The organism is Amycolatopsis sp. NPDC003865, assembly GCF_053605345.1.
In genome coordinates, this window is record NZ_JBSGJA010000005.1 from 294501 (window position 1) to 319710 (window position 25210).

Genomic DNA, 25210 nt, shown 5'->3' on the forward strand with positions numbered 1-25210 from the left:
CGTGTCTGCAGTGAGCGAACCGGCGAACCTCTACGAAGCGGTGGGCGGCGAACCCACGTTCCGCCGGATCGTCGCGCGGTTCTACGAGGAAGTCGCGCGTGACGAGATCCTGCGCCCGCTCTACCCCGAGGAGGACCTCGGCCCGGCCGAGGAACGCTTCCGGCTGTTCCTCATGCAGTACTGGGGCGGCCCGCACACCTACTCCGACCGGCGCGGGCACCCGCGGCTGCGGATGCGCCACGCGCCGTTCAAGATCGGGCCGATCGAGCGCGACGCCTGGCTGCGCTGCATCCGGATCGCCGTCGACGAGGAGAACCTGGAAGAGCCGTATCGCGGTCAGCTCTGGGCCTACCTGGAAATGGCGGCGCACAGCATGATGAACAGCTTCGTATGAGACAGGACGCCTGGTGGCGCGATGCCGTCTTCTACCAGGTCTACGTGCGCTCGTTCGCCGATTCGGACGGTGACGGCGTCGGAGACCTGGAGGGCATCCACTCCAGGCTCGGTTACCTTGAGCTGCTGGGCGTGGACGCGCTGTGGCTGACGCCGTTCTACCGCTCCCCGATGGCCGACCACGGCTACGACATCGCCGACCCGCGTGACGTCGACCCGATGTTCGGCACCCTCGGCGACTTCGACGTGCTGCTGACCGAGGCGCACAAGCGCAACATCAAGGTGACCGTCGACGTGGTGCCCAACCACACCAGCAACCAGCACGCCTGGTTCAAGTCGGCGATGGCGGCCAAGCCGGGCAGCCCGGAGCGCGACCGCTACATCTTCCGCGACGGCGTCGGCCCGAAGGGCGAGGACCCGCCGAACAACTGGGTCAGCGCGTTCGGCGGCCCGGCGTGGACGCGCGTGCCGGACGGCCAGTGGTACCTGCACCTGTTCGCGCCGCAGCAGCCGGACCTGAACTGGACCAACCCCGAGGTCGCCGCCGATCTGGAGCGGACGCTGCGGTTCTGGCTCGAACGCGGGGTCGACGGCTTCCGCATCGACGTCGCGCACGGCATGGCCAAGCCGCCGGGCCTGCCGGACATGGACCCGCGGGCGGACGCGCTGGGCCCGAGCCACTACTACGACCCGCGCTGGGACCACGACGGCGTCCACGAGATCCACCAGATGATCCGCAAGGTGCTCGACGAGTTCCCGGACGCGATGGCGGTCGGCGAGATCTGGGTGACCGACGAGGAGCGGCTGTCGCGCTACCTGCGCCCCGACGAGCTGCACCTGGCGTTCAACTTCCGCCTGGTGCTCACGCACTTCGACGCGGACGCCATGCGCACGGCCATCGACCGTTCCCTGTCGGTCCCGGCCCGCACGGGCGCGCCGGCGACGTGGACGCTGGGCAACCACGACGTCTGGCGCCAGGTCAGCCGCTACGGCGGCGGGGCCGTCGGCGTGCGGCGCGCGCGGGCGATGGCGCTCGTGGAGCTGGCCCTGCCCGGCGCGGTGTACCTGTACAACGGCGAAGAGCTGGGGCTGGCGAACGTCGAGCTGGCGCCGTCCGACATGGCCGACCCGCGCGCGAAGACGAGCGGCGCGGAGTTCGGGCGCGACGTCTCCCGGGTGCCGCTGCCGTGGGAAGGCGACCTGCCGCCGTTCGGGTTCTCGCGCAACCCGCGGACGTGGCTGCCGATGCCGCCCGCGTGGGCCGCGCTGACGGTGGAGAAGCAGATCGAGGACGCGGATTCGACGCTCTCGCTGTACCGCGCCGCGATCGAGCTGCGGAAGACGCATCCGGCGTTCAGCGGCGACGAGCTGGAGTGGTACGGCGCACCGGCGGGCTGCTTCGCGTTCCGGCGCAAGGGCGGCGGGCTGGTGTGCGCGTTGAACACGTCGGCGTCGCCGATCGCGCTGCCGCCGGGTGAGGTGCTGCTGTCGAGCAGCCCGCTGGTGGACGGCAAGCTGCCGGCGGACTCGGCCGCCTGGCTGGTTTAGAGCGGCACCCAGCGGCCGGGCTTGACCACGTCCGCCGCCTCGGGTGCGGGGCCGCGCGCGAGCTGGTTGACGCGCTGGTGCGACAGGCCGAGCAGATCGGCGATGGCGCGTTGCGAGATCTGGCCGTTGAGGGTGGAGACCAGCCGGGCGCGGACGCCTTCCCGCCACTCGGCGACGTCCTCGGCGATCCGGTGCGCCTCCTGGTACTGCAGGACGAGGTCGGTGGCGTCCTGGTCGTCGAACTCGTAGCGCCAGCGGAGGTAGAACCGCTCGGGTGGCAGGCCGGTCAGGTTCGCGATGATCTTGCGCATGCCCGGATCGACGTCGGGGAAGCGCGTGAACTCGCCCGCGGCCTCGACACCGTCGGCTGTCTTCGCGATCCACAGGCCGGCCTCACGGGTCACGGTCACGGTGAACGCCGGAAACCTCATCGCTCGGCTCACTCTCGCCATCCCTCCCCAGGGAGGCGCGGACTGTAACACGTCAGCCGCTCTGGTCGCCCGGCCCGTCGTCGAACGCGCCGCCGGCGAGCCACGCGACGAGCGCGGCGGCCTGGAGGTAGGGCGCGGCTTGGGCGGCCGCCCGGCCCGCCGCTCGCGCGCGACCCCACCTCTCAGGACGCTCGGCGCGCTCCGGCGCCTGCTCCCCCGGCGGCCGGTCACGCCGCCAGGGCGTCTCCTCGGCGCGGACGGCGTCGAGGAACTCCGCGGTGGGGTCCTCTTCCGGGGGCATGCTTCCAGCGTGCCACCGTTCGGCGGGGAACGGTGGTTGCCGTAAGGGATCCGTCATGGTGTCGAGCTGGTTGTCCCCAGCCACGCGGAGTTGTGGACAACATTCGGCGAGGGCCCGCTTGCGCCGGGATTTCGTCGGCGAGCGCCGATACGCTGGGAACGGGCTCGGCCCCCAGGGAGGGCGGGGTTCTGCTCGGCGGGGCGGGCTTCCCGTTTCGCCTGCCCGGAGGTCGCTCGCGCCGCCGATCGGTGACAGACCGAGCCCGTCAGAACAGCAACGGCAGCAAAGCGTGCCGCCGCCGGACGATCGCGCCGTAGCGAGCGTCCAGCCGCAGCCACGAATCCGTCGCCGACACGCGGACCACGTCCTCGGCCAGGTCCGAATCGACGAAACCCATCCCGGACATCGCGAACAGGCAGCGCATCTGGACCTTCACCTCGACCGCTTCGCCGGACACGGTCAGCACCGCCTGGTCCATCAGCGACGCCGGCGGGTTGCCGTGCGGGCCGGCGTTTTCCCTGGCCAGCGTCACGCCGCGGTCGGCGAGCTCCGCGACCACCCGCGCCGGCAGCGAGTCGACCAGCGGCCAGCGGCCCGACGGGGGCAGCTCGCCGTGCCACAGCAGGTCGCGGGCCGGGCCCGGGTCCATCCGCGGTCCGCCCGCCACCGTCAGCGCCGCCAGCAGCTCGTTGCCCGACACCGTCACGTCGCCGGGGGTCACGTCGCCCGCCACCGCGCGCGTCGCGAAGCACTCGAACGGCGTCGCCGTCCAGGCCTCGACCACTCCGTCGCCGCGCTGCCGCAGCCGGACGGCGGTGGCGCCGTCCAGCCGGACCGCGCGCGCGACGAACGCGCCCAGGGTCTCCCGGTCGGCCGCGTCCGGCACGAACAACTCAGGCATCCGCGAACCCCTGCTTCAGAAACTCCGACTCGGCCGGGATGAGCCTACGCGGCCGCAACGCGACCGTGTCGTACGGCGCCAGCACCGTCTCCGCCGTCACCGCCACCGGGTCCGACTCCGCCGGGCCGGTGTGCACGCGGTAGGCCAGCGTGAAGCTCGCCGCCCGCAGCTCCGTCAGGTCGATCTCCACGCGCAGCTGCTGTCCCGACACCACGATCGGTGCCTTGTAGGCCACCTCCAGGCGCACCACGACGATGCCCTTCGGGAGCTGTTCGAGCCCGGCCTCGACGGCCCCTTCGAACAGCAGCGGGATCCGTGCCTCTTCGAGCAGCGTCACCATCTTCGCGTGGTTGATGTGGCCGTAGACGTCCATGTCCGTCCAGCGCGGGCGGACGTGCGAAACGTAGGTCACCGCACCGTGCTCCGGATCTGCCGGGCCGCCACCGAAAGCGTCGCCAGGTCGAGCCGGCCGGACTTCGTGATCTCGTCCAGCGCGACGCGCGCCCGCTGCAGCCGCGAGGCGTTGGTCTTCTCCCACTGGGCGATCTTCGCGTCGCCCGACGAGCCGGGATCGCTGTGCCGCAACGCGTCCAGCGTGATCGCGCGCAGCGAACCGTAGACGTCGTCGCGCAGCGAAAGCCGGGCGAGCGCGTGCCAGCGGTTGCCGCGTTCGAGCTTGCTGATCTCGGTGAGCATCGAGTCGATGTCCAGGTGCGCCGAGAGCGCGTAGTACAGCTCCGCCGTCTCCGCCGGGCTGTGCGTGGCGTCGACGCCGATCTGCTGCTCGGCGAGCTCGGCGACCTCCGTGACGTCCAGGAGGCCGTACGTGTGCAGCAGCAGGGAAACACGGCGGGCCAGCCCCTCGGGCACCTTCGCGGCCATCAGCTCGTCCACGTGCTTCTGCACCGACTCCGCCTCGCGGCCGCGCAGCAGGTCGCCGATCTTCGGGACGAGCTTGCCCAGCACGCGGCCGAAGCGCTTGATCTCCGACAGCAGCGCCAGCGGCTGCGGCCGGTTGGTGAGGAACCAGCGCGCGGCCCGGTCGAGCAGCCGCCGCGTCTCCAGCACCATCGCGTCGGCGGTGTCGGTCGAGACGACGTTGTCCAGCGCGTCGATCTCCGCCCACAGGGCGGGCAGGTCGAACACCTGCGTCACCACGGCGTACGCGCGCACGGCGTCGGTCGCGGTCGCGTTCATCTCCTCCATCAGCCGGTAGACGAAGGAGATGCCGCCGCCGTCGACCACCTCGTTGGCGATCAGCGTGGTGATGATCTGACGCTTCAGCGGGTGTTCCCCGATGGCGTCCGGGAACCGCTCTCGCAGCGGCTTCGGGAAGTACTCGGGCAGCCGGGCCGCGAAGACCTTCGAGTCGGGCAGGTCGCTGGCCAGCAGCTCGTCCTTCAGCTCCAGCTTGACGTGCGCGAGCAGCGTCGCCAGCTCCGGCGAGGTGAGACCCTTGCCCGCCTTCTCCAGCTCGCGGAACTCCGAGTTGCTCGGCAGGGCTTCGAGCTTGCGGTCGAACGCGCCCGCGGACACCAGCGCCTGCACCTGGCGCGCGTGCACCGACAGCATCGGCGCGGAGTGCGCCCGGCTGACGCCGAGCACGGCGTTCTGCCGGTAGTTGTCCTTGAGCACCAGCGCGCCGACCTCGTCGGTCATCTCCTCCAGCAGCTCGTTGCGCTGCGCGTGCTCCAGCTTGCCGGTCTGCACGAGGTGGTCGAGCAGGATCTTGATGTTGACCTCGTGGTCGGAGCAGTCGACGCCGGCCGAGTTGTCCAGCGCGTCGGTGTTGATCTTGCCGCCGTTCCGGGCGAACTCGATCCGGCCGAGCTGGGTCAGGCCGAGGTTGCCGCCCTCGCCGAAGACCTTGACGCGCAGCTGCTTGCCGTCGACGCGGATGACGTCGTTGGCCTTGTCGCCGGCCGCGGCGTGGGTTTCGGTCTCCGCCTTGACGTACGTGCCGATGCCGCCGTTCCACAGCAGCTCGACCGGGGCCAGCAGGATGGCCTGGATGAGGTCCATCGGCGCGAGCGCGGTGACGCCCTCCTCGAGGCCGAGCGACGCGCGGACCTGCGGGCTGATCGGGATCGACTTCGCCGTGCGCGGATAGATCCCGCCGCCTTCGCTGATCAGCGAACGGTCGTAGTCGTCCCAGGAGCTGCGCGGCAGGTCGAACAGCCGGCGGCGCTCGGCGTACGACGTCGCCGCGTCCGGGTGCGGGTCCAGGAAGACGTGCATGTGGTTGAACGCCGCGACCAGCCGGATGTGCTCCGACAGCAGCATGCCGTTGCCGAAGACGTCGCCCATCATGTCGCCGATGCCGACGACGGTGAAGTCCTCGGTCTGGGTGTCCTTGCCCAGCTCGCGGAAGTGCCGCTTGACGCTCTCCCAGGCACCCTTCGCGGTGATGCCCATGGCCTTGTGGTCGTAGCCGACCGAGCCGCCGGAGGCGAACGCGTCGCCCAGCCAGAAGCCGTACTGCGCCGAGACCTCGTTGGCGATGTCGGAGAACTTCGCCGTGCCCTTGTCGGCCGCGACGACCAGGTAGGAGTCGTCGGCGTCGTGCCGCACGACGCCCGGCGCGGGCACGGTCCTGCCCTCGATCCGGTTGTCGGTCAGGTCGAGCAGGCCGGAGATGAACATGCGGTAGCAGGCGATGCCCTCGTTGAGCTGGGCGTCGCGGTCGATGCTCGCGTCGCCGGTCGCGGCCGGCGGGCGCTTCACGACGAAGCCGCCCTTCGCGCCGACCGGCACGATCACCGCGTTCTTCACCGCCTGCGCCTTGACCAGGCCGAGGATTTCGGTGCGGAAGTCCTCGCGCCGGTCCGACCAGCGCAGGCCACCACGCGCGACTTCGCCGAAGCGCAGGTGCACGCCCTCGACACGCGGCGAGTACACGAAGATCTCGAACTTGGGCCGCGGCTCGGGCAGGTCGGGCACGCCGGCCGGGTCGAGCTTGATCGACAGGTACTGACGGGCGTTCCCGTCGTGGTCGCGGACGTGGTAGTTCGTCCGCAGCGTGGCGCGGATGACGGCCATCAGGCGGCGGAGGATGCGGTCCTCGTCGAGGCTGGTGACCTCGTCGATCATCGCGCTCAGCTCACCGGCGAGCGCTTCGGTGGCCGCCTCGCGGTCGGCGTCGCCCAGCTTCGGGTCGAAGCGGGCTTCGAACAGCCGAAGCAGCTTCGTGGCGACCTGCGTGTGGTTCAGCAGCGTGTTCTGGATGTAGTCCTGGGAAAACGCGCTGCCGGCCTGCCGCAGGTACCGCGAGTACGCGCGCAGCACCGCCACCTGACGCCAGGTCAGCCCGGCGCGCAGGACCAGGCCGTTGAGCCCGTCCACCTCGGCGTCCCCGCGCCAGGCGGCCTCGAAGGCGTCCTGGAACCGGCCGCGCAGCTGGTCGACCGCGTGGTCGTCGGCTTCGTCGAGCATCTTCTGGGCGACGCGCAGGCCGAAGTCGTAGATCCAGCAGGCACCGCCGTCTTCACGGTGCAGCTCGTACGGCCGCTCGTCGACCACCTCGACACCCATGGCCTGCAGCACCGGCAGCACCTTCGACAGGGTGACGCCCTCGCCGCGCAGGTACAGCTTGAAGCGCCGCTCGCCCGGTTCGGCGTCGGACGGCCGGTAGAACGACAGCGCGAGATCGCCTTCGTCGGTCAGCGAGTCGAGCGAGCGCAGGTCGGCCAGCGCCTCGCGGGCCGAGAAGTCCTCCTTGTAGCCCTCCGGGAAAACGCTCGCGAAGCGCTGCCCCTGCTCGGTCGCCGATTCCTCGCCGAGGACGCCGACGGCGACACCGCCGTCGGACTGCTCGCGGCGCTCGTCGAGGACCGCCTCGACCATCCGGTCGTCCCAGCTGCGGACTGCGTCGTTCAGCCGGTCCTGGATCTTCGCCGTGTCCGGCTCGAGCCGGCGCGCGGGATCGGTGTGGACCATGAAGTGCACCTGGGCCAGGACGGTCTCGCCGATCCGGGCGCTGTATTCGAGCTGGGTGCCTTCGAGCTCTTCGAGCAGGACTTCCTGCATCGCCAGCCGCGACCGCGTCGTGTAGCGGTCCTGCGGGAGGTAGACGAGGCAGGAGTAGAAGCGGCCGTAGGGGTCGCGGCGCAGGAACAGCCGCAGCCGGCGGCGGTCCGACAGCGTGATCGCGCCGGTGGTCGTCGAGTACAGCGAGTCGGTGTCGGCGGAGAACAGGTCCGCGCGCGGCCAGTTCTGCAGCACCTCGAGCATCCGCTGGCCGGAGAAGGACTCCATCGGGAACCCGGCGCGGTGGATGACCTCGCGCACGCGGTTGCAGACCACCGGGATGTCGAGGACGTTCTCGTGCAGCGCGGTGGTGGTGAACATGCCGAGGAAGCGGTGCTCGCCGGTGACCTTGCCCTCGGCGTCGAAGGTCTTCACGCCGACGTAGTACGGGTAGACCGGCCGGTGCACGGTCGAGGGCGCGCTCGCCTGGGTCAGCACCAGCAGCGACGGCGCCAGCGCCGACGCGGCGGTGTCCGGGCCCGCGGTGAGGCCGCGGGCGGCGAGGCTGTCCTGGCGCAGCACGCCGAGCCCGGAAGCCAGCACCGCGCGCAGGGCGGGCGCGGTGTGTTCTTCGGACTCCGCGTGCGGGTTCTCGACCAGTTCGTAGCGGCGGTAGCCGAGGAAGGTGAAGTGCCCGTCGGCGAGCCAGCGCAGCAGGCGGGCGCCTTCGGCGACCTCGGCCTGGGGCAGCTGCGGCGGGTCGGTTTCGAGTTCGCTCGCCAGCTGGCAGGCCGTCTGGGCCATCTTCTCGGCGTCCTCGACGACCTCGCGGACGTCCCCGAGGACGCTGGAGAGGCGGTTGTCGAGCTCGCGGGCCCGGTTCGGGTCGGTGACGAAGTCGATCTCGATGTACATCCACGACTCGGCGGCCGAGTTCGCGGGCGGCTCGGCCGGGTCGGCGTCGGGGTGGACTTCCTGGAGCTCGCCGGTCAGGTCGCGGCTGACGACGACGATCGGGTGGACGATCCGCTGCACCTGCACGCCGTCGCGGGCGAACTCGGCGGCGATCGAGTCGACCAGGTAGGGCATGTCGTCGGTGACGACCTGCACGACGGTGGCTTCGCGCGCCCACCCGTCCTCGGCGACGGTGGGGTTGAGCAGCCGCACGGCCGGGCGGCCGGGCATCCGGTGCTTGGCGAGCTGCAGGTGCGAGCGCACCGCGCCGACGAGGTTGACGGGCTCGTCGCCGACGATCTCCTCGGCCGGGATGTGCCGGTAGTAGAGCCGGATGAGCTCCCCGATCTCCGGCGCCAGCCCGGCGGCCGCGTCGATCAGGTCGTCCCTGATCTGCTCCGGGCTGGCCGGGGAACGCCGGCCGAACTCCGGTTCGGTTTCGGCTCCGGTTCCGGGTGGGGACGAGACTCCGGTCGAGCTCATTTGAGGCAACTCTCCAGTATGCGTGAGGTGGCACCGTGCCGGCTCGGCGGTGAACCGGACCACCCCACACTAATGCGCCGCGGTCGGGGATCACATGAAGACCCGGGGGTTCCCCAGTTCCGGAAAACCCTTCCCGGCCAGCGGATTCGCGTGATCGGTCAAGCTACTGACGGGTTGCGTTCCGGCGCTGTCCGCGGCGCTGACCAGCCGGGCTCGACGGGCATTACCTGCTGCGGAGCCAACGTGATCGGTTCAGTCGAGGCGGGTGGGTGCCGTTCGGCGAAGCCCGGCGGCCGGTCGGCGACCTTCGGGGTGCGACGGACACCACTCGCCCGGCCCGGTGGCGAGTCGGCGACGAATAGGGGTGTCTCGGCGACCGGAGGCCGATCGGACCGACCTTCGGCGGCGTCCTGAACGAGTCGTTCAGGATCGCGGCGGCGCGGAGCCGGGGTCAGTCGCCCGAGCCGTGGCGGCGGGAGTCCGAGACCTCGGCTCCGTGGCCGTTGCGGCCGTGCCCGTTGCGGCGGCCCGTGTCCTGCGAACCCAGCTGCTTGACGAGCGCGGCCGCGCTCGCGGTGCCCGCCTGGTGCTCGGCCAGCGCACGGGCGAGGAGGTCGGCGAGCCCCGCGTCCGGCGGGGGCTCGTCCTCCGAAATCGCGCGCGCGTAGCTCTCCGGGAACGGGGCCGTCGCCGGCGTCCAGTGGCCGAAGTCCTCCATCGGCTCCAGCGACGGCGGCATCCGCAGCCGCGGCAGCCAGGGCTCGGCTTCGTCGCGGTAGTCCGGCACCGACGGCGGGACGTCCTCCGGGCGCGGCGGCGGGGCCAGCTCCGGCTCGGGCCGTGGTGGTGGTTCGTCGGCGCGGCTCTCGGCGTCCTCCGCGCGGCGGCGCCCACCGCTCGCTCCGCCCGAGGAGGAGATCCCCAGCCGGTCCAGCACCGACCGGGCGGCCTCCGAACCGTGCTCGGCGTCGTGCCGGGTCGACGGCTGCGGTTCCCGCCGCGGCTCCCGCTCGGCGGCGGGCTCGGGCGCGAGCGGCAAGGCGGGCGTGACGCGCGTGGGCGCCGACTCGCGTTCGGCGGCGGTTTCCCGCAGCCGCGCTTCGGCGAGGGCCGCCCAGGAGAACTTGGGCTTCTCGGGTTCCGCCGGCGCGGGTGGCTCCGCGGCGGCGGAGCGGACCTCGGCCGGCTCGGCGGGCGGTTCCGGCGCACGCCGGCGTCCGGACGGCTGCGCCTCGGCGGGTTCCGCCGGAATCGGCGGTGCCTGGCCGGGCGACTCCCGCCGCCACGGCGGGTCGACGGCGGCCGACCGCACCTCGACCGGCTCACGCCGGCGTTCGGGTTCGACGGGCTCAGGCCGGCGCTCCGGCTCGGCCGACCGGACCTGAATGGGCTCGGCTTCCCGCCGACGTTCCGGCTCGACCGACCGCACCTCGATGGGCTCAGCTTCCCGCCGACGTTCCGGCTCGACCGGGGCCGACCGCACCTCGATGGGCTCGGGATCCCGCCGGCGCTCCGGCTCGACCGGGGCCGACCGGACCTCGATCGGCTCCGGACGGCGCTCCGGCTCGCGCCGGCGTCCGGTCGGCTTGGCCTCGCCCGGCTCGGGTCGCCGTCGCTCCACGACCACCGGCTCCGGGCGCACGCGCGGCTCGGCGGGTTCGTCCCGCACCGCCGGCATCACGGACGTCTCGGCGGCGTCGGCGGTCACCCGCGGCCGCTCGAACGACCACGCGGGCGCCGGCTGCCGCGGCTCCGCCTTCTCCTCGCGCTCCTCGCGGCCGAACGACCAAGCCGGTGCCTTCGGCGCCGGCGGTTCGGCCGCCGCGGGCTCGGGGGCCACGACCGGGACCGGCCGCGACGGCACGCTGCTTTCGGGGGTCCGGGTGGCGGAGCCCCCGGCTCGGGGCGAAGCCCCGGACGGCACCGCTTTCAGCACTTCGTCGAGGTCGATCGACGCGGGCTCCCCCGTGCCGAACTCGCCGGCGAGCACGCTGCACGCCTGCCGCCGGGACCGCGCGTGCAGCTGCTCGGCGGCCCGCGAGCGGTACAGGCACGCGATGGCCTCCTCGGCCTGCCCGAACCGCTCCTCCAGCTGCGCCAGCTCGAGCCACAGCCGCGCGGTCACCGCGGACAGCCCGTGCCGGTCGGTGCTCGCCACGGCTTCGCGGACCAGCTCGGTGGCCGCTTCTCCGGAGCCCGCGGGCAGGTGGATGCGCGTCGCGACGGCCAGCCGCAGCCAGCCCATCGGCGCGACCCCGGCCGCGCGGACCGGCTCGGCCAGCACCGGCTCGGCGATCTCGTACGCCATTTCCGTGTCGCCGCGGTCCAGCAGCGTGCTGACCAGCAGCAGCACCAGCCGGATCCGGACGAGACCGCCGTCGTCGGCCGGGTTGCCCAGCTTCTCCAGGAAGCCCAGCCCGGTCCGGGCGGCGTCGGCCGCCGCCGTCAGATCTCCGTGGCGGCGCCGGTGCGACGCCGTGCCGACGCGCAGCAGCGCCCGCACCAGCAGCTGGGTGTCGGCGCCCAGCGACTCGTCGCCGAGGACGAGCTTGTCCGCCTCGACGAGCACCCGGTCCAGCTCGGCCTTCCGCCCCAGCAACCCGAGGCAGCCGACCAGGTGCGTCAGCGCGGCGGCGCGGTGCACCGGCGAGACGACCGGGTCGGTGAGCACCGGCCGCAGCGCGGCGAGCCCGGTCAGCGGCACGCCCAGGCTGCGGGCGCACACGGCGAGGTCGATGCGCAGCCGGGCGGCGATGTCGCCGTAGCCGGCGTGCTCGGCCGCGCGCAGGGCCGCGACCGCGCGCCCGACCGTGCCCGGCCGCATCCCCAGCCGGACGCGCGCGGAGACGACCAGGCTCTCGGCCCGGATCCACTGTTCGTCGGCGCCGGCGGCCTCCGAGAGCGCGGCCGCGCGCTCGCCGAGGACCAGTGCGAGTTCGGGCGCGCGCAGGTGCAGCGCGTCCGCGCGTTCGATCAGCCGGCCGACTGCGGAGAGGGTTTCCCCGGCATGGACGGAGCGCCCGCCCTCCCCGCGGGAGGACGGGCCCGTCCGGTGCTGTTCGCTGGCTTCCACGGGGAAACCCGCCCCCTCAGTCGCGGGTCAGCTTGCGGTGGGTGACACGGTGCGGGCGGGCAGCCTCGGCGCCCATCCGCTCCACCTTGTTCTTCTCGTACCCTTCGAAGTTGCCCTCGAACCAGAACCACTTCGCCGGGTCTTCGTCCGTGCCCTCCCAGGCCAGGATGTGCGTCGCGACCCGGTCGAGGAACCACCGGTCGTGGGAGATCACGACGGCGCAGCCGGGGAACTGCTCCAGCGCGTTCTCCAGCGAGCCCAGCGTCTCGACGTCCAGGTCGTTCGTCGGCTCGTCGAGCAGGATCAGGTTCCCGCCCTGCTTGAGCGTCAGCGCCAGGTTGAGCCGGTTGCGCTCACCACCGGAGAGCACGCCCGCCGGCTTCTGCTGGTCCGGGCCCTTGAACCCGAACGCGCTGACGTACGCGCGCGACGGCATTTCGGTCTGGCCGACGTGGATGTAGTCCAGCTCGTCGGAGACGACCTGCCACACGGTCTTCTTGGGGTCGATGCCGCCGCGGTTCTGGTCCACATAGGACAGTTTGACGGTCTCGCCGATCTTGACGACGCCGTTGTCCGGCTCCTCGAGCCCGACGATCGTCTTGAACAGCGTGGTCTTGCCGACGCCGTTCGGGCCGATCACGCCGACGATGCCGTTGCGCGGCAGGTTGAAGGACAGCCCGTCGATGAGCACGCGGCCGTCGAAGCCCTTCTGCAGCTTTTCGACCTCGACCACGACGTTGCCCAGCCGCGGGCCCGGCGGGATCTGGATCTCTTCGAAGTCGAGCTTGCGGTGCTTGTCCGCCTCCGCCGCCATCTCCTCGTAGCGGTCGAGGCGCGAGCGCGACTTGGTCTGGCGTGCCTTGGCGTTGGACCGGACCCACTCGAGCTCGGTCTTCAGGCGCTTCGCGAGCTTCGCGTCCTTCTTGCCCTGGACCTCGAGGCGCTCGCGCTTCTTCTCCAGGTACGTCGAGTAGTTGCCCTCGTAGCCGACGACGCGGCCGCGGTCCAGCTCCATGATCCACTGGGCCACGTTGTCGAGGAAGTACCGGTCGTGGGTGACGGCGAGGACAGCGCCGGCGTAGCGGGCCAGGAACTGCTCCAGCCACAGGACACTCTCGGCGTCCAGGTGGTTGGTGGGCTCGTCGAGCAGCAGCAGGTCGGGCGCCGAGAGCAGCAGCTTGCACAGCGCGACCCGGCGGCGCTCACCACCGGAGAGGTGGGTGACGCCTTCGTCCGGCGGCGGGCAGCGCAGCGCGTCCATGGCCTGCTCGACGGTCGAGTCGAGCTCCCAGGCGTCGGCGTGGTCCAGCTCCTCCTGGAGCTGCCCCATCTCTTCCATCAGCTCTTCGGTGTACTCGGTCTCCATGAGCTTGAGGACCTCGTTGTACCGGTCGAGCTTGACCTTGACCTCGCCGAGGCCCTCTTCGACGTTCTCGCGGACCGTCTTCTCCTCGTTGAGCTCCGGCTCCTGCATGAGGATGCCGACGCTCGCACCGGGCTGGAGGAACGCCTCGCCGTTGCTGGCCTGCTCGATCCCCGCCATGATCTTGAGAACGGTGGACTTACCGGCACCGTTCGGCCCGACCACGCCGATCTTGGCGCCGGGGTAGAACGCGGTGCTGACGTCGTCGAGGATGACCTTGTCCCCGACGGTCTTGCGCACCTTCTTCATGGTGTAGATGAACTCGGCCATACCGACGATCGTAGAGCGCACCTGATCGCGGCTCGACGCCGGTCACCGTCGGACTACCGAAAGTCAGTCCCGGGTCACCGGAAGCGCTGTTTTCCGCGCCCGGCCGAGCCCTCAACCTCAACTGGAACCCGAGGGTCGCTTCCCCTCCGCGAGGTTCTTCAGCATGGCGTTGTAGGCGTTCAGCTCCTCGTCGCCGGTGGCCGCTTCGCGCCGGTCACGCCGCTTCGCCTCGCGCTCGTCCTGGCGCGACCACTGCACCAGCAGCGCGATCAGCACTAGCAGCACCGGGAGCTCGCCGGACGCCCACGCGATGCCGCCGCCGAGCCGCTGGTCGGACAGCAGGTCGGTCACCCACGGCAGGTGCAGCTGGCTGTAGAACGCCTGCCCGATCACCGTCTGCTTGCTCATCAGGATCACGCCGAAGAAGGCGTGGAACGGCATCGCGGCGAACATCATCCCGAGCCTGCCGAGGTACGGGATCCGCCGCGGCGACGGGTCGACGCCGATCACCGGCCAGTAGAAGACGTACCCGGCGAGCAGGAAGTGCGCGTTCATCGCCAGGTGCGCCCAGTGGTAGTTCAGCGCGGTGTCGAACAGCCCGGAGAAGTACAGCGCGTAGAACGACCCGACGAACAGCAGCAGCGCGACGACGGGGTGGGTCAGGAACCGCGACACCGGGGAGTGCACCGCCGCGACGATCCACTCGCGCGGTCCCGGCGGGGTGTCCTTGCCGGCCGCGGGCAGGGCGCGCAGCGCGAGCGTCACCGGCCCGCCGAGCACGAACAGCACCGGCGCCACCATCGACAGCAGCATGTGGTTGCCCATGTGCACGCTGAACATCGCGGGCGCGTAGCGGCCGATGCCGGACGACGTCGCGATCAGCAGCACCACGCAGCCGGCGATCCAGGCGATCGTGCGGCCGACCGGCCAGGTGTCGCCGCGGCGCAGCAGCCTCCGGACGCCCGCCAGGTACAGGCCGCCGAGGACCAGCGCGAGCGTGCCGTAGACCAGGTCGAAGCGGGTGTCGAAGAGCAGCCGCCAGACCGTCGGCGGGCCGTCGAGGTTGTAGCCGATCAGCAGCTCGGTGGTGGACGGCTGGGTGATCGCGTCCGCCGGTGGCGGCGTCCTGGCCAGCCCGGACGCGATCCCGATCGTGACGAACATGATCAGGATCTCGACCGCGGCCAGGCGCAGCAGCTGCGCGCCGCCCTTGCCGTCGACGAGGTCCTTGACGCCCTTCTGCCGCTGCTGGTGACCGAAGACCCCGAGCAGCAGCAGCGCGACGGTCTTGGCGACGACCAGGAGGCCGTAGTCGGTGGTGAAGAGGTCGTTGAGGCCGATCCGGACGAGGGCGTTGACGACGCCGGAGATCGCCATCACGATCCAGCACACCAGCGCCAGCCGGGAGAACCGCCGCGCGGCCAGGCTCAGGTGGTTGCCGCGCCGGTAGCCCAGCGCCAGCAGCGCGATCAGTCCGCCGACCCAGAAGGACGCGGCGACGAGGTGGAACAGCAGGCTGTTGGTGGCGACGTCGTGCGAGCCGCCGCTCGCCGAGTGGCCGGTGACCGCGACCGGGACCAGCCCGCCGACGGCGAGGAAGAACAGCACGGCCGTCCAGCCCCAGGACAGCGCGAGCCGGCAGCCGAGGGCGACGAGGACGGCGATCAGCGCCGTCCAGAGCCAGGCCTTCGGCTGCTCGATGGCGCCGACGAGGTCGAGCAGCGTCTGCGGGTCCAGGACGTCGCCGAAGGGCTTCCCGGCGGTGTCGGCGGCGGTGAACGCGACCGAGCACAGCGCCGCGCCGAACCACACCCACGCGGCGATCCCCGCCGCGCGCAGGGCGCCGTAGCCCTCCGGGCCGAGCGTGCCGGACTTCTGCGGCGGCACCAGGAACGCGGCGAGCAGCAGCGACCCGACGCAGATCACCGACGCGGCTTCGGACAGCACGCGCATGACCGTGATGCCGTACTTGGTGACCAGCCCCGGATCCGGCAGGCCGGCGATGGCGTACCCGGCGCCGCCGGTGAGGGCGATCAGCCCGATCGCGACGACGGCGGCCAGCAGCACGCCGACCGCGAGCAGGGGCAGCACACTGGCCCGGCGCTGCGTGGGGACGTCGGATTTCGTCGCGGACACGCCACTGAGGGTATGCCCAGCCCCGGTCAGGCCCGTGTGACGGGCAGGATGGGAGCGTGAAGATGATCCTGCTGCGGCACGCCGAGTCGCTGGGCAACGTCGACGAGCTCGCCTACACGCGGATCCCCGACCACGCGCTGCCGCTGACCGAAAAGGGCAGGCGGGAAGCGCTTGCCGCGGGCCCGGGGATCGCCCGGCTGCTCGACGGCGAGCGGCCCGCGGTCTACGTCAGCCCGTACCTGCGGACGCGGGAGACGTTGCGGCTGCTGGACATCGAGGCCTCGTGCGAACGGCTGCTGCAGGAGCCGCGGCTGCGCGAACAGGACTGGGGCAACCTCCAGGACCCGGCCGACCAGGAGATCCAGAAGGCGCGGCGCCACGAGTTCGGGCACTTCTTCTACCGGCTGCCGTTCGGCGAGTCGGGCGCGGACGTCGACGACCGCGTCGCGGCGTTCCTGTCGGACCTGCGCGTGCGCGACGAAAGTCACCCCGAGACGGTCCTGATCGTGTCGCACGGGCTCACGCTGCGGCTGCTGTGCCGCCGGCTCTTCGGCTGGAGCATCGAGCTGTTCGAATCCCTGTCCAACCCGGGGACCTGCGAACACCGCGTCGTTTCCGAGTCCGGCGGCAAGTGGTCGCTGGACCGGCCGTTCGCGCAGTGGCGCGACTCACCCGACGGGGAAACCCAGCTCTAACGGCGCGGTCAGGACGACGCGGGTGCCCTGGCCGGGCGCCGAGTCGATCCGCGCGGTGCCGCCGATCTCGGCCATCCGGGCGTGGATCGAGTGCTCGATGCCGAAGCCGCCGCGGCGCGCGCCGACGTCGAAACCCGTTCCGTGGTCCCGCACCGAGACCGTGACGACGCCGTCGTGCTCTTCGAGGCACATGACGGCTTTCGACGTCTTCGCGTGCTTCAACGTGTTTCGCAGCGCTTCGCGAGCGGCGTCGTGCAAGGAGTTGACGACGCTCTCGGGGACTTCCGACGGCTTCGCGAGGGGAACGAGGTCGACGCGCAGGCCTTCCGCCGTCATCTCGACCGCGAGCGCGCCGAGCCGGTGTTCGAGGCCGCCGGGCTCGGCGGGGGCGTCGCCGTCGAGGCTCAGCCGCAGGCGCAGCGCGTGCGCGCGGGCGATGCTGCGGACCTGGTCGAGGCTGCCGACCGGGTCGAGGGCGTCGCGGGGCGCCGGCAACGCCAGCGACTCCATCACCTGCAGCACGGTGTCGTGGACGTCGCGCCGGTGCCGCTCGCGTTCGGCGGCCCGGCCGCGCTGCTCCCCCAGCCGGTGCGCGAACCGCATCGAACCGGCGACGAGCGCGACGATCGCCAGCGCCGTCGCGGCGGCCGCGACCAGGGCGAGGACGATCCACGTGGCGGGCGCCGACGTCCCGGACACCGCGGCCATGCCGTAGCGCAGGAGCACGGCGCCGGTGATCGCGACGGCGCCGGCCGGGGCGCCGCGCAGCAGCGTCCAGACCATGACCGTGCCCATGATGTTCGGCCAGGTCAGGCCGAGCAGCGCCGGTGCGAACAGCGCCGCGGCGAAGCTCGTGACGAGCGTGTACGCGGTATCGGCGGCGAGCACCGGCCGGATGCCGGTGCTGCGGTGGAAGACCCAGGCCACCTCGGCCAGGTTCGGCACGAGGTACAGCGCGATGGCCAGGCCGAGCACCGGAGCGCCCAGCGGGCCCCCGGCCCAGATCGCTTGCAGGAACAGCGCGAGCCGGAACGCGACCGGCACGAGCACGAGCCTCGGCACCGCCCCCTGCACGAGCGGGAGCCCGGCTCCGCCGGCGAGCGCCCCCGCGCCGCCGAGCAGCACAACCCTCACGACGTCCTCCCCGGGTCAAGGCCCCTACCCTGACCAGCCCACCTGAACTCGTAACGTCGGATCATTCATTTCAGCTTACGACGCGCTCAGCTTGCCCCGCACGGTTCCGCACTGTCAACGGGGCCACGGCGGTAGGGGCCGTACGGAAGAGACGCACGTCCGAAGCGCCCGGATCCCGGTCGCACGTCACGATTCGGGCGTCAGCGCGTCGCGGCGCTGGGCCATCCGGTTACGGGATGAGCCGTTCGACGAGGTCCTCGACGAGGGCACGGCGTTCCTCGGGGCCGAGCAGGTCCGGCAGTGTCAGCCGCTCGACGATCAGCCAGTTCAACGCCAGCCACAGCAGCTTGACCGTCGTCGCGTCCCCCGGCAGGCCGGTCTTCAGGTGACTGGTCACGTTGAAGTCGAGGTCCGCCCGGATCCGCCGGGTCAGCACCGCGCGCAACTCCGGCCGGCGGGCCGCTTCCAGCCGCAGTTCGAGCAGCGCCAGGAACCCGGTCGGGAAGGCGGCCACGCGCTCGACCAGCTCGTGCATCAGCTGCGTGAGGCGGGCACGGTCACGCGGGCCTTCGAACGGCGCGGCGAGCGTCGCCTCGTCCGGCACCAGCCGTTCGTAGACGCGCTCACCCGCACCGGTGAGGATTTCTTCGCGGCCGGCGAAGTAGTTGGACGCCGTCCCGGCGGGCACCGCGGCCCACTGGTCGACCGCGCGGAACGTCAGCCCGCGCGCGCCTTCGGCCGCCAAGACTTCGATGGCGGCGTCGAGCAGGGCCGCCCGCCGCCCGGGGTTGCGCGCCACTCGTCACCACTCCAGCCTCAGTGCTCGACGGATAACCACTACAGGCAAAGTACTACACGGCGAGCTGACCGGCGGCCGCTTCCTCCCGGTTCCGCGCGCGGCGGGCACCGAGGGCGGCGGGCAGGATCAGCGCGGCGACGAGCGCGACGAACCCGAACGCCATGCCGTAGTCCGTCACCTGGGCGATGCCGCCGACGATCGGCGGGCCGCCCAGGAACCCGGTGTAGGCGATGGCCGTGACGAAGCCGATCTCGCGTTCGCCGCCGGTGCCGTCGCCGCGCTTCCCGGCGTCGCCGGCCAGGCTGAGGGCCATCGGGAACGAAGCGGCCAGGCCCGCGCCGGCGAGCGCGAACCCGGCGTAGCCGACCGCGGCGACCGGGATCGCGGCCGCGGCGAGCAGCCCGGCGGCGGCCAGCACCGACCCCGCGGCCAGGCAGCGCGTGGGGCCGAAGCGGCGTTGCGCGTACGTGCCGGCGAGCCGGGTCAGGGCCATGACCAGCTGGAAGCCGGCGAAGGCGAGCGCCGCGGCGCCCTGGCCGACGCCGCGTTCGACCGTCATCAGCAGCGCGGACCAGTCCGACGACGCCCCTTCGGCGATCGCCGAGCACAACGCGACCGCGGCGAGCAGCCACAGCACCGGGCGGCGGATCGGCGCCCGGCTCGGCGTGCTCGCTTCGTGGTGCTCGGGCCGGCTGCCGGGGACCGCGCGGACGACGAGGAGCAGCACCGCCACGGCGGCGACGGCGGCCACGGTCAGGTGCCGCCCGGGCGACCAGCCGTGGCCGGCGGCGAGGCCCGCGGCCAGCGACCCGGCGAGCGCGCCGAAGCTGAAGCCCGCGTGGAACTCCGGCATGATCGCGCGGCGGATCCGGCGTTCGACGGCGACCGCGGCGACGTTCATGGCGACGTCGAGCATCCCGACGCTCGCGCCGATCAGGAGCAGGGCGACGGCCAGCAGCGGCACGGTGGGCGCGAACCCGACCAGCACCATCGAGCCGGCCGCGCTCACGGTGCTGCCGGCGACGACCACGCGCGCACCGGCCCGTTCGATGATCCGGCCGGACACCGACGCGGCGGCGAGCATCCCGACGCTGGCACCGAGCAGCGCCAGGCCGAAGACGCCCGGCGAGGCGTGCACCTGGCTCGCGAGCGCGGGCGTGCGCGACGCCCAGGACCCCAGTGCGAGGCCGTTGAGCGCGAAGACGACGAACACCGCGATCCGATCCCGCTGCATGGCCCTCAGCGTGACTGAAGCGCTTCAGAAAGTCCATGGCTACACTGCGCGGATGACCCGGCGCCGCCGTCCCACGCTCGACGACGTCGCGTCGGCCGTCGGCGTCTCGCGGGCCACCGTGTCGAACGCGTACAACCGGCCTGACCAGCTGTCTTCCCGGCTGCGTGAGCAGGTTCTGCGGGCGGCCGCGTCGCTCGGTTACGCCGGCCCGGACCCGACCGCGCGCAGCCTCGCCACCAGCCGGACCGGGGCCGTCGCGGTGCTGCTGGACACGTCGCTGTCGGCGGCGTTCTCCGACCCCGCGCTGTCGGTGACGCTGGACGCGCTGGCGCGGGTCGTCGACCCCCACGCCCTGCTGCTCCTGCCGGGAGGGCCTTCCGGCGGGCCGGCCGCCGAACGCGTGCTGACGGCGCAGGCGGACATCGCGGTGGCGTATTCGCTGGCCGACGGCACCCCGGCGCTCGATTCGGTGCGCGCGCGGGGGTTGCCGCTGGTGGTGATCGACCAGCCGCTGCTGCCCGGCGCGGCGCGCATCGGCTGCGCGGACCGGGCGGGGGCGGCGCTGGCGGCGCGGCACCTCGTTTCGCTGGGGCACCGGCGGTTCGGGATCTTCGCCGCGGCCAGCCGGATCACGCCGGGCGGGGGTCCGGTTCCGGTTGCTTCGGCCGCGGTCTTCCACGACACGCGCGAACGGCTCGCCGGGTACCTGGCGGAGCTGGGTCCGGCTCCGGTCGTGGTGGAGGAAGCGGCCGGGCTGAGCGTGGAGAGCGCCCTGCCCGGGGCGTTTTCGCTGCTGCGGGCGACGCCGCGGCCGAGCGCGGTGCTGTGCATGTCCGACCAGCTCGCGCTGGCGGTGCTCGCGGCGGCCGGGCAGCTGGGGATCGGTGTCCCGGACGAGCTTTCGGTGGTCGGGTTCGACGACAGCCCGCCGGCGTCGTGGTCGTCACCGCCGCTGACCACGGTCCGGCAGGACCTCGCGGCGAAGGGCCGGATCGCCGGGGAGCTGGTGCTGCGGCTGCTGGGCGGCGGCTCGGTGCCGGCGCCCGCCGAAGTGCCGGTCTCCCTGGTGGTGCGGGGCAGCACGGGCCCCGCCTAGCACCGGGTCCGCGCCCCCGCAAGACCGTTCGCGGATCTGTGGACAACCGGACTCCGAGCGCCGACCTGTCCACAGATCCGAAATCGCGGGGCTGACAAATCTTCCCCCACCCGCCAATCTGGAATCACCAGTTCACCGCGGCCCGGAGGCCGCGAATCCAGAGGGGAATCCACGATGTCCGCACGCCGTTTCCGCGCCCGGTTGCCGCACTTGCTGATCCTGGCCACGTTGGGGCTCCTGACCAGTGTCGGAACCGCTCAGGCCGCGTCCGATCCCGGGTGCCAGAAGGGGGAATTCTGCCTGTGGTCGGCGACCGGCTACGGCGGCGAAATCTCGCGAATCGACTTGCGCACGGCGAATCCAGGGGAATGCATTCCCTTGCCCGAGGGATTCGCCGGGGCGTCGTTCGCGAATCTGCTGACGCGGGACGTCACGGTGTACCAGAGCGAGGAATGCTCGACGGAGGGAGATTTCGTCACCTACCCGGGTGGCGGCACGTTCGTGCCGGACGCGCCGTTCCTGGTCCGCGGGATCCAGCTCTGGGAGTGACGCGCTGACCCGGGCCCGCACCGCCGTCCGCTCCAAGGGGGGAGCCGGCTCGCGGCGGCGGCCGGACCCGACCGGGGCCGCTCCCCCGACAGCGGCCCCACCCCGTGGGCGCGCCCCAGCGGCGGGGCGCGCCCACGGGCTTCCCAGGGGGTCTCGGCGGGGTGCTCTACCCGCCCGGGCACCTCTCAGGGCCGCGGGCGGGCCCAGCGTGGCCATGAGACGCCCGGCCGAGCTGTCGCGGCCCCGCCCTACCGGCGACCGCCCAGGAGGGCGGGAGAAGCTGCCTCGGTCTCTCGCCGACCACCGCAGGCGGGCAAGACCGCCCGCCCGGCCACCTCACGGCGGCCGGTCACCCACAAGCGGCTTCCCGCCGACCCGTTCACTCCCGACAGGCCCGGTCCCTCGCCCCAGCGGCTGGGCACCTGCCCCGGAGCCACCCACAACCGGCGCCTCGCGGACCCATCCACTCCCGAGAGACCGGCGTCCGCCAGCAACCCATCGGCATCCCAGCCACCTGACCGCAGCCGACCATCGACAACCGGCCTCCTCGACGGCCCACCGCTGACGAATGCAGTCAGCCGGCCGCCACCCACCGCGAAGACAGCCCCAACGAACCGCACCGACAGCTCACCAACCCACCCAACCGCGCACCTCGGCCCCCGAGCCGAGGCGGCCACCCACCCACTGTGGAAACAACCCCCACGAACCGCACCAACAGCTCGCCGACCTACCAACCGCGCACCTCGGCCCCCGAGCCGAGGCGGCGACCCACCCAGCTACCTCACCGCAGCCGACCGTCGACAACCAACTGCCCCGACACCCCTCGACCGACGAATGCAGTCAGCCGACCGCCACCACCCACCGCAAAGACAACCCCACGAACCGCGCACTTCGGCCGCCGGGCCGAGGCGGCGACCCAGCAGAACAGCTCATCAATCGATCAAGGCAAGCCACTACGAGGCAAACCTGCTGGTGAGGAGACCCCCGCGCCGCCCGCCGCGGCGGGCAAGCAGCGGCGTGCGGACGCTCGCGGCGCTACCTGCCCGGCCGCAGGGACGTGCGGGCGAGCGTGGTCGGGCTGGACACAGCAAGAGCCTTCTGATCGCCAGGTTACAGGTTCGGAGCCGGTCCGGAAGCCCGTCCGGTCACCCTCAGCACCGCACCCGACACTCAAGGAGGTCTACACCACGCTCTCGACGGCGCTTCCACCGAACTTCCGAATTCCGTCGAACGAGACCTGAAACGATTCGCCGGTGTCGAACGATCGAGAGGATGGCGACGACTAAGCTGCCAGTGCCGGGTTGCCGGCAGCAGCCGTCGGCGCGGGCCCTCGTAGCTCAGCTGGATAGAGCAAGAGCCTTCTAATCTCTAGGTCGCAGGTTCGAGTCCTGCCGGGGGCGCCACCAGGGAAGACGTCGTGCGCGGCTGCGCACGACGTCTCCCGGTCACCGTGCCCGGCCCGCCCTCGGAGCCCCTTTCCCGACGTCCCCACTGTGGACGGTGGTGGTCACCCTTCCGGTTGCACCCAGGGCCGGACGTCGCACCGCGTGAGCCGCCAGGTGGCGGAACGGGCCCGACCGAGTTCGTCTCGAGACAACCTTGTTACCTGATCGGCCGGGCAGCCGGTGTGTTTCCTCGTCACCGAACCGTCACGGCGAGCCATGACGCCGCCGCTACGGCTGCGATCCCGACGCTTCCACCCGATCGAGCGAACCAACACCGACTACCGAGGAGGCGGTCAACCGTGGACCACGACCAAGCCCGCGGACGGCACCGGCGGCGCCGGAACAACCGCGCGGCGCGCGCGGCGTTCGACGAGGCGCGGCGGGCGGGTCTCGTCCGGCGGCACCTGATCAAGCTGCAGTACCTCGCCGAGCGCGGCAAATCCGCTCCGGCACCGGCGCCAGACCCGGTGACCGAACCATCGTCCTCCACATCGGACGCCGCCTGACCCCGCGCTGGCCACCCCACGATGCGCGAGAGATACGGGGCCACCGCCGCGGGCGGCTCCCCACTGCCCGGGACTCGGTGTCGCGCTTGGCTCCGGCGGCACGCAGATTTCCGGGTGGACGTGGAACGCTGCGGTGGTGTACCGATCGCCGGCGTGCGGAAGGGCGGCGTCCGTGCGGCGAGCGCCGCGCAGAAGCCGCCCTTTCGAGAGCGAAGGATTACCGGCCGGCACCCTTCAGGTACACCGGGAGGGCCCGGTGGCCGTTCATGATGAACGTGGAAAGGGGCTCGAGGTCGGCGGGGTCGACGGCCAGGGCCAGGTTGGGGTACCGGTCGAACAGGGTCGACAGGCCGATGGCCGCCACCAGGCGGGCGATGCCGGCACCGAGGCAGAAGTGCGGGCCGAAACCGAAGGAGAGGTGTTCCTTGTCGGCGCGGGTGATGTCGAAGTCGCAGGCCGATTCGCCGTGCAGCGACGGGTCACGGCCGATGGCGGCGTAGTTGACCAGGATCGCGTCGCCCTTCGGGATCGTAACGCCGTCTCCGAGGTCGATGTCCTCGACCGCGTAGCGCAGCGGGAGCGAGGCCAGCGGAGACTCGACGCGCAGGGTCTCGTCGATCACGTCGTTCCAGGTGGCCGCCCCGGACTTGACGAGCGCCAGCTGGTCGGGGTGGGTGAGCAGCGCGGTGATCGCGTTGTCGAAGAAGTTGATCGTGGTCTCCGAACCGGCGCCGAGGATCGCGAAGATCGTGTCGGCGAGCTCCTGCTCGGTCAGCCGCGAGCCGTCCTCCTCGCGTGCGGCGATCAGGTCGCTGGTGATGTCCTCGGCGGGGTTGGCGCGCTTGTTCGCGATCAACTCGGCCATGGAGGAGCGCCAGCCGGCCAGGACGGACTGGGCCTGCTCGGGGGTGACCGTGGTGTCGACCATCATGTCGATCACCTTGGCCGTGGCCGCGCGGGCCTGCTCGTCCATCCCGATCAGCTCGGCGACCAGCATGGCCGGCAGCGGGTAAGCGAACCGCTCGCGCAGGTCGACCACCTCGTCCGGATCGCCGGCGGCGAGCCCGTCGAGCAGCATGTTGGTCAGCGCCTCGATCTGCGGGCGGACGGCCTCGGTTCGCTTGGGGGTGAAGGCCTTCCCGACCAGGCGGCGCAGCCGGACGTGGTCCTTGCCGTGGGCGGTGACCATGTTGTCCATCGCGACCCAGCTGATCATCTCCCAGTCGGGCGGGATTTCGCCGTTGATGAACTTCGGCCAGTGGTTGCGGGCGCTCTTGGTGACCCTTGCGTCGGTCAGCAGCTTCTTGATCACGTCCGCACGGGTCACCGACCACGCGAGGACCCCGCCGGGCAGCTCGACCTGGGTCGCCGGGCCCCGAGCACGCAGGCGGGCGGCCTCCCCGTGGATGTCATGTCCCGTGGTGTCCAGGATGGGGCAACGGCTTTCCATGGGCTGGCCTTTCGGAGACGGAAGAGAACGGGCGAAGGCTCGGACGTCGTCGATGAGCAGGCGGGGCTGCTCGAGCGCCGGGAAGTGGCCGCCGCGGTCGAACTCCGTCCACCGCGCGAGCGTCGGCAGGTCGCGCTCGGCGAAGCTGCGGATCGGCAGGACGAGGTCGCGCGGGAAGACGGCGACCGCCACCGGGACGGCGGGGGGCGGCGGTTTCTCGCCGGCGAGGGCGCGCATCGCGGCGGCGCCCTCGTAGTAGAAATTGGCGGACGTAGCGGCCGTGGCGGTCAGCCAGAGGATCGAGACCGCGTCGAGGATCTTGTCGCGGCTGATCGCGTCCTCGGGAACCTCGCCGCAGTCGGTCCATTCCTTGAAGCGCTCCACGATCCAGGCCAGCAGGCCGATCGGCGAGTCCGTGAGCGC

General features: G+C 72.0%; 18 protein-coding genes and 1 tRNA gene. 7 read left to right on the forward strand and 12 right to left on the reverse strand.

What is annotated here, in order from left to right:
* The first annotated feature begins 10 nt into the window (after positions 1-10).
* Together ACWEVP_RS15530 and ACWEVP_RS15535 are read left to right on the forward strand one after the other, a co-directional pair.
* Entirely contained in the window at positions 11-394 is a 384-nt protein-coding gene (locus tag ACWEVP_RS15530; RefSeq protein WP_072477289.1) for a globin, read from the forward strand.
* Complete coding sequence (locus ACWEVP_RS15535; protein ID WP_452063204.1) at positions 391-1941, forward strand: glycoside hydrolase family 13 protein; 1551 nt, start codon at positions 391-393, stop codon at positions 1939-1941. Before ACWEVP_RS15530 ends, ACWEVP_RS15535 begins: the two co-directional genes overlap by 4 nt.
* Here ACWEVP_RS15535 and ACWEVP_RS15540 read toward each other — a convergent pair.
* The 8 genes from ACWEVP_RS15540 to ACWEVP_RS15575 form a co-directional block, all read right to left on the reverse strand.
* The gene (locus ACWEVP_RS15540; RefSeq protein ID WP_452063205.1) at positions 1938-2372 is read right to left on the reverse strand and encodes a hypothetical protein; all 435 of its coding nucleotides are present in this window, start codon (positions 2370-2372) and stop codon (positions 1938-1940) included. The genes ACWEVP_RS15535 and ACWEVP_RS15540 overlap by 4 nt on opposite strands.
* A gap of 52 nt (positions 2373-2424) precedes the next feature.
* Positions 2425-2673, reverse strand: coding sequence for a hypothetical protein (locus tag ACWEVP_RS15545; RefSeq protein ID WP_452063206.1), 249 nt, complete (start codon positions 2671-2673; stop codon positions 2425-2427).
* A gap of 265 nt (positions 2674-2938) precedes the next feature.
* A complete protein-coding gene (locus ACWEVP_RS15550) occupies positions 2939-3574 on the reverse strand; it encodes a hypothetical protein (protein WP_452063207.1) in 636 nt (211 codons plus the stop codon).
* Positions 3567-3986 carry an acyl-CoA thioesterase gene (locus tag ACWEVP_RS15555; RefSeq protein WP_452063208.1) on the reverse strand — a complete coding sequence of 140 codons (420 nt, stop codon included), beginning with the start codon at positions 3984-3986 and terminating at the stop codon, positions 3567-3569. Before ACWEVP_RS15555 ends, ACWEVP_RS15550 begins: the two co-directional genes overlap by 8 nt.
* A complete protein-coding gene (locus ACWEVP_RS15560; protein WP_452063209.1) occupies positions 3983-8977 on the reverse strand; it encodes an NAD-glutamate dehydrogenase in 4995 nt (1664 codons plus the stop codon). The genes ACWEVP_RS15555 and ACWEVP_RS15560 overlap by 4 nt, the downstream gene beginning before the upstream one ends.
* A gap of 451 nt (positions 8978-9428) precedes the next feature.
* Positions 9429-12050, reverse strand: a complete 2622-nt coding sequence (locus ACWEVP_RS15565) for a hypothetical protein (protein ID WP_452063210.1) — start codon at positions 12048-12050, stop codon at positions 9429-9431.
* Positions 12051-12066: 16 nt separating this feature from the next.
* Positions 12067-13743, reverse strand: a complete 1677-nt coding sequence (gene ettA, locus ACWEVP_RS15570; RefSeq protein ID WP_452063211.1) for an energy-dependent translational throttle protein EttA — start codon at positions 13741-13743, stop codon at positions 12067-12069.
* Between the two features lie 117 nt (positions 13744-13860).
* The gene (locus ACWEVP_RS15575) at positions 13861-15879 is read right to left on the reverse strand and encodes a cytochrome c oxidase assembly protein (protein ID WP_452063212.1); all 2019 of its coding nucleotides are present in this window, start codon (positions 15877-15879) and stop codon (positions 13861-13863) included.
* A gap of 56 nt (positions 15880-15935) precedes the next feature.
* Between ACWEVP_RS15575 and ACWEVP_RS15580 the strand changes: the two genes are divergently transcribed.
* Positions 15936-16574, forward strand: a complete 639-nt coding sequence (locus tag ACWEVP_RS15580) for a phosphoglycerate mutase family protein (RefSeq protein ID WP_452063213.1) — start codon at positions 15936-15938, stop codon at positions 16572-16574.
* Here the strand turns inward: ACWEVP_RS15580 and ACWEVP_RS15585 are convergent.
* The 3 genes from ACWEVP_RS15585 to ACWEVP_RS15595 all read right to left on the reverse strand — a co-directional run bounded on the left by ACWEVP_RS15585 (position 16548) and on the right by ACWEVP_RS15595 (position 19741).
* Positions 16548-17699: a sensor histidine kinase gene (locus ACWEVP_RS15585; protein ID WP_452063311.1), complete on the reverse strand. Its 1152-nt coding sequence runs from the start codon at positions 17697-17699 to the stop codon at positions 16548-16550. The two genes, ACWEVP_RS15580 and ACWEVP_RS15585, sit on opposite strands and share 27 nt — an antisense overlap.
* Before the next feature lie 238 nt (positions 17700-17937).
* The gene (locus tag ACWEVP_RS15590) at positions 17938-18507 is read right to left on the reverse strand and encodes a TetR/AcrR family transcriptional regulator (RefSeq protein ID WP_452063214.1); all 570 of its coding nucleotides are present in this window, start codon (positions 18505-18507) and stop codon (positions 17938-17940) included.
* A 52-nt stretch (positions 18508-18559) separates the two neighbouring features.
* Positions 18560-19741, reverse strand: a complete 1182-nt coding sequence (locus ACWEVP_RS15595) for an MFS transporter (RefSeq protein WP_452063215.1) — start codon at positions 19739-19741, stop codon at positions 18560-18562.
* A gap of 52 nt (positions 19742-19793) precedes the next feature.
* Here ACWEVP_RS15595 and ACWEVP_RS15600 point away from each other — a divergent pair, with 52 nt between their 5' ends.
* The 4 genes from ACWEVP_RS15600 to ACWEVP_RS15615 all read left to right on the forward strand — a co-directional run bounded on the left by ACWEVP_RS15600 (position 19794) and on the right by ACWEVP_RS15615 (position 23337).
* Entirely contained in the window at positions 19794-20837 is a 1044-nt protein-coding gene (locus ACWEVP_RS15600) for a LacI family DNA-binding transcriptional regulator (RefSeq protein ID WP_452063216.1), read from the forward strand.
* Positions 20838-21011: 174 nt separating this feature from the next.
* Positions 21012-21386 carry a peptidase inhibitor family I36 protein gene (locus tag ACWEVP_RS15605; RefSeq protein WP_452063217.1) on the forward strand — a complete coding sequence of 125 codons (375 nt, stop codon included), beginning with the start codon at positions 21012-21014 and terminating at the stop codon, positions 21384-21386.
* 1326 nt (positions 21387-22712) lie between these two features.
* Positions 22713-22789: transfer RNA gene (locus ACWEVP_RS15610), tRNA-Arg, on the forward strand.
* Positions 22790-23130: 341 nt separating this feature from the next.
* Entirely contained in the window at positions 23131-23337 is a 207-nt protein-coding gene (locus tag ACWEVP_RS15615; RefSeq protein ID WP_452063218.1) for a hypothetical protein, read from the forward strand.
* Between the two features lie 217 nt (positions 23338-23554).
* Here ACWEVP_RS15615 and ACWEVP_RS15620 read toward each other — a convergent pair whose 3' ends face one another.
* Positions 23555-24787 carry a cytochrome P450 family protein gene (locus ACWEVP_RS15620; RefSeq protein ID WP_452063312.1) on the reverse strand — a complete coding sequence of 411 codons (1233 nt, stop codon included), beginning with the start codon at positions 24785-24787 and terminating at the stop codon, positions 23555-23557.
* Positions 24788-25210: the final 423 nt, after the last annotated feature.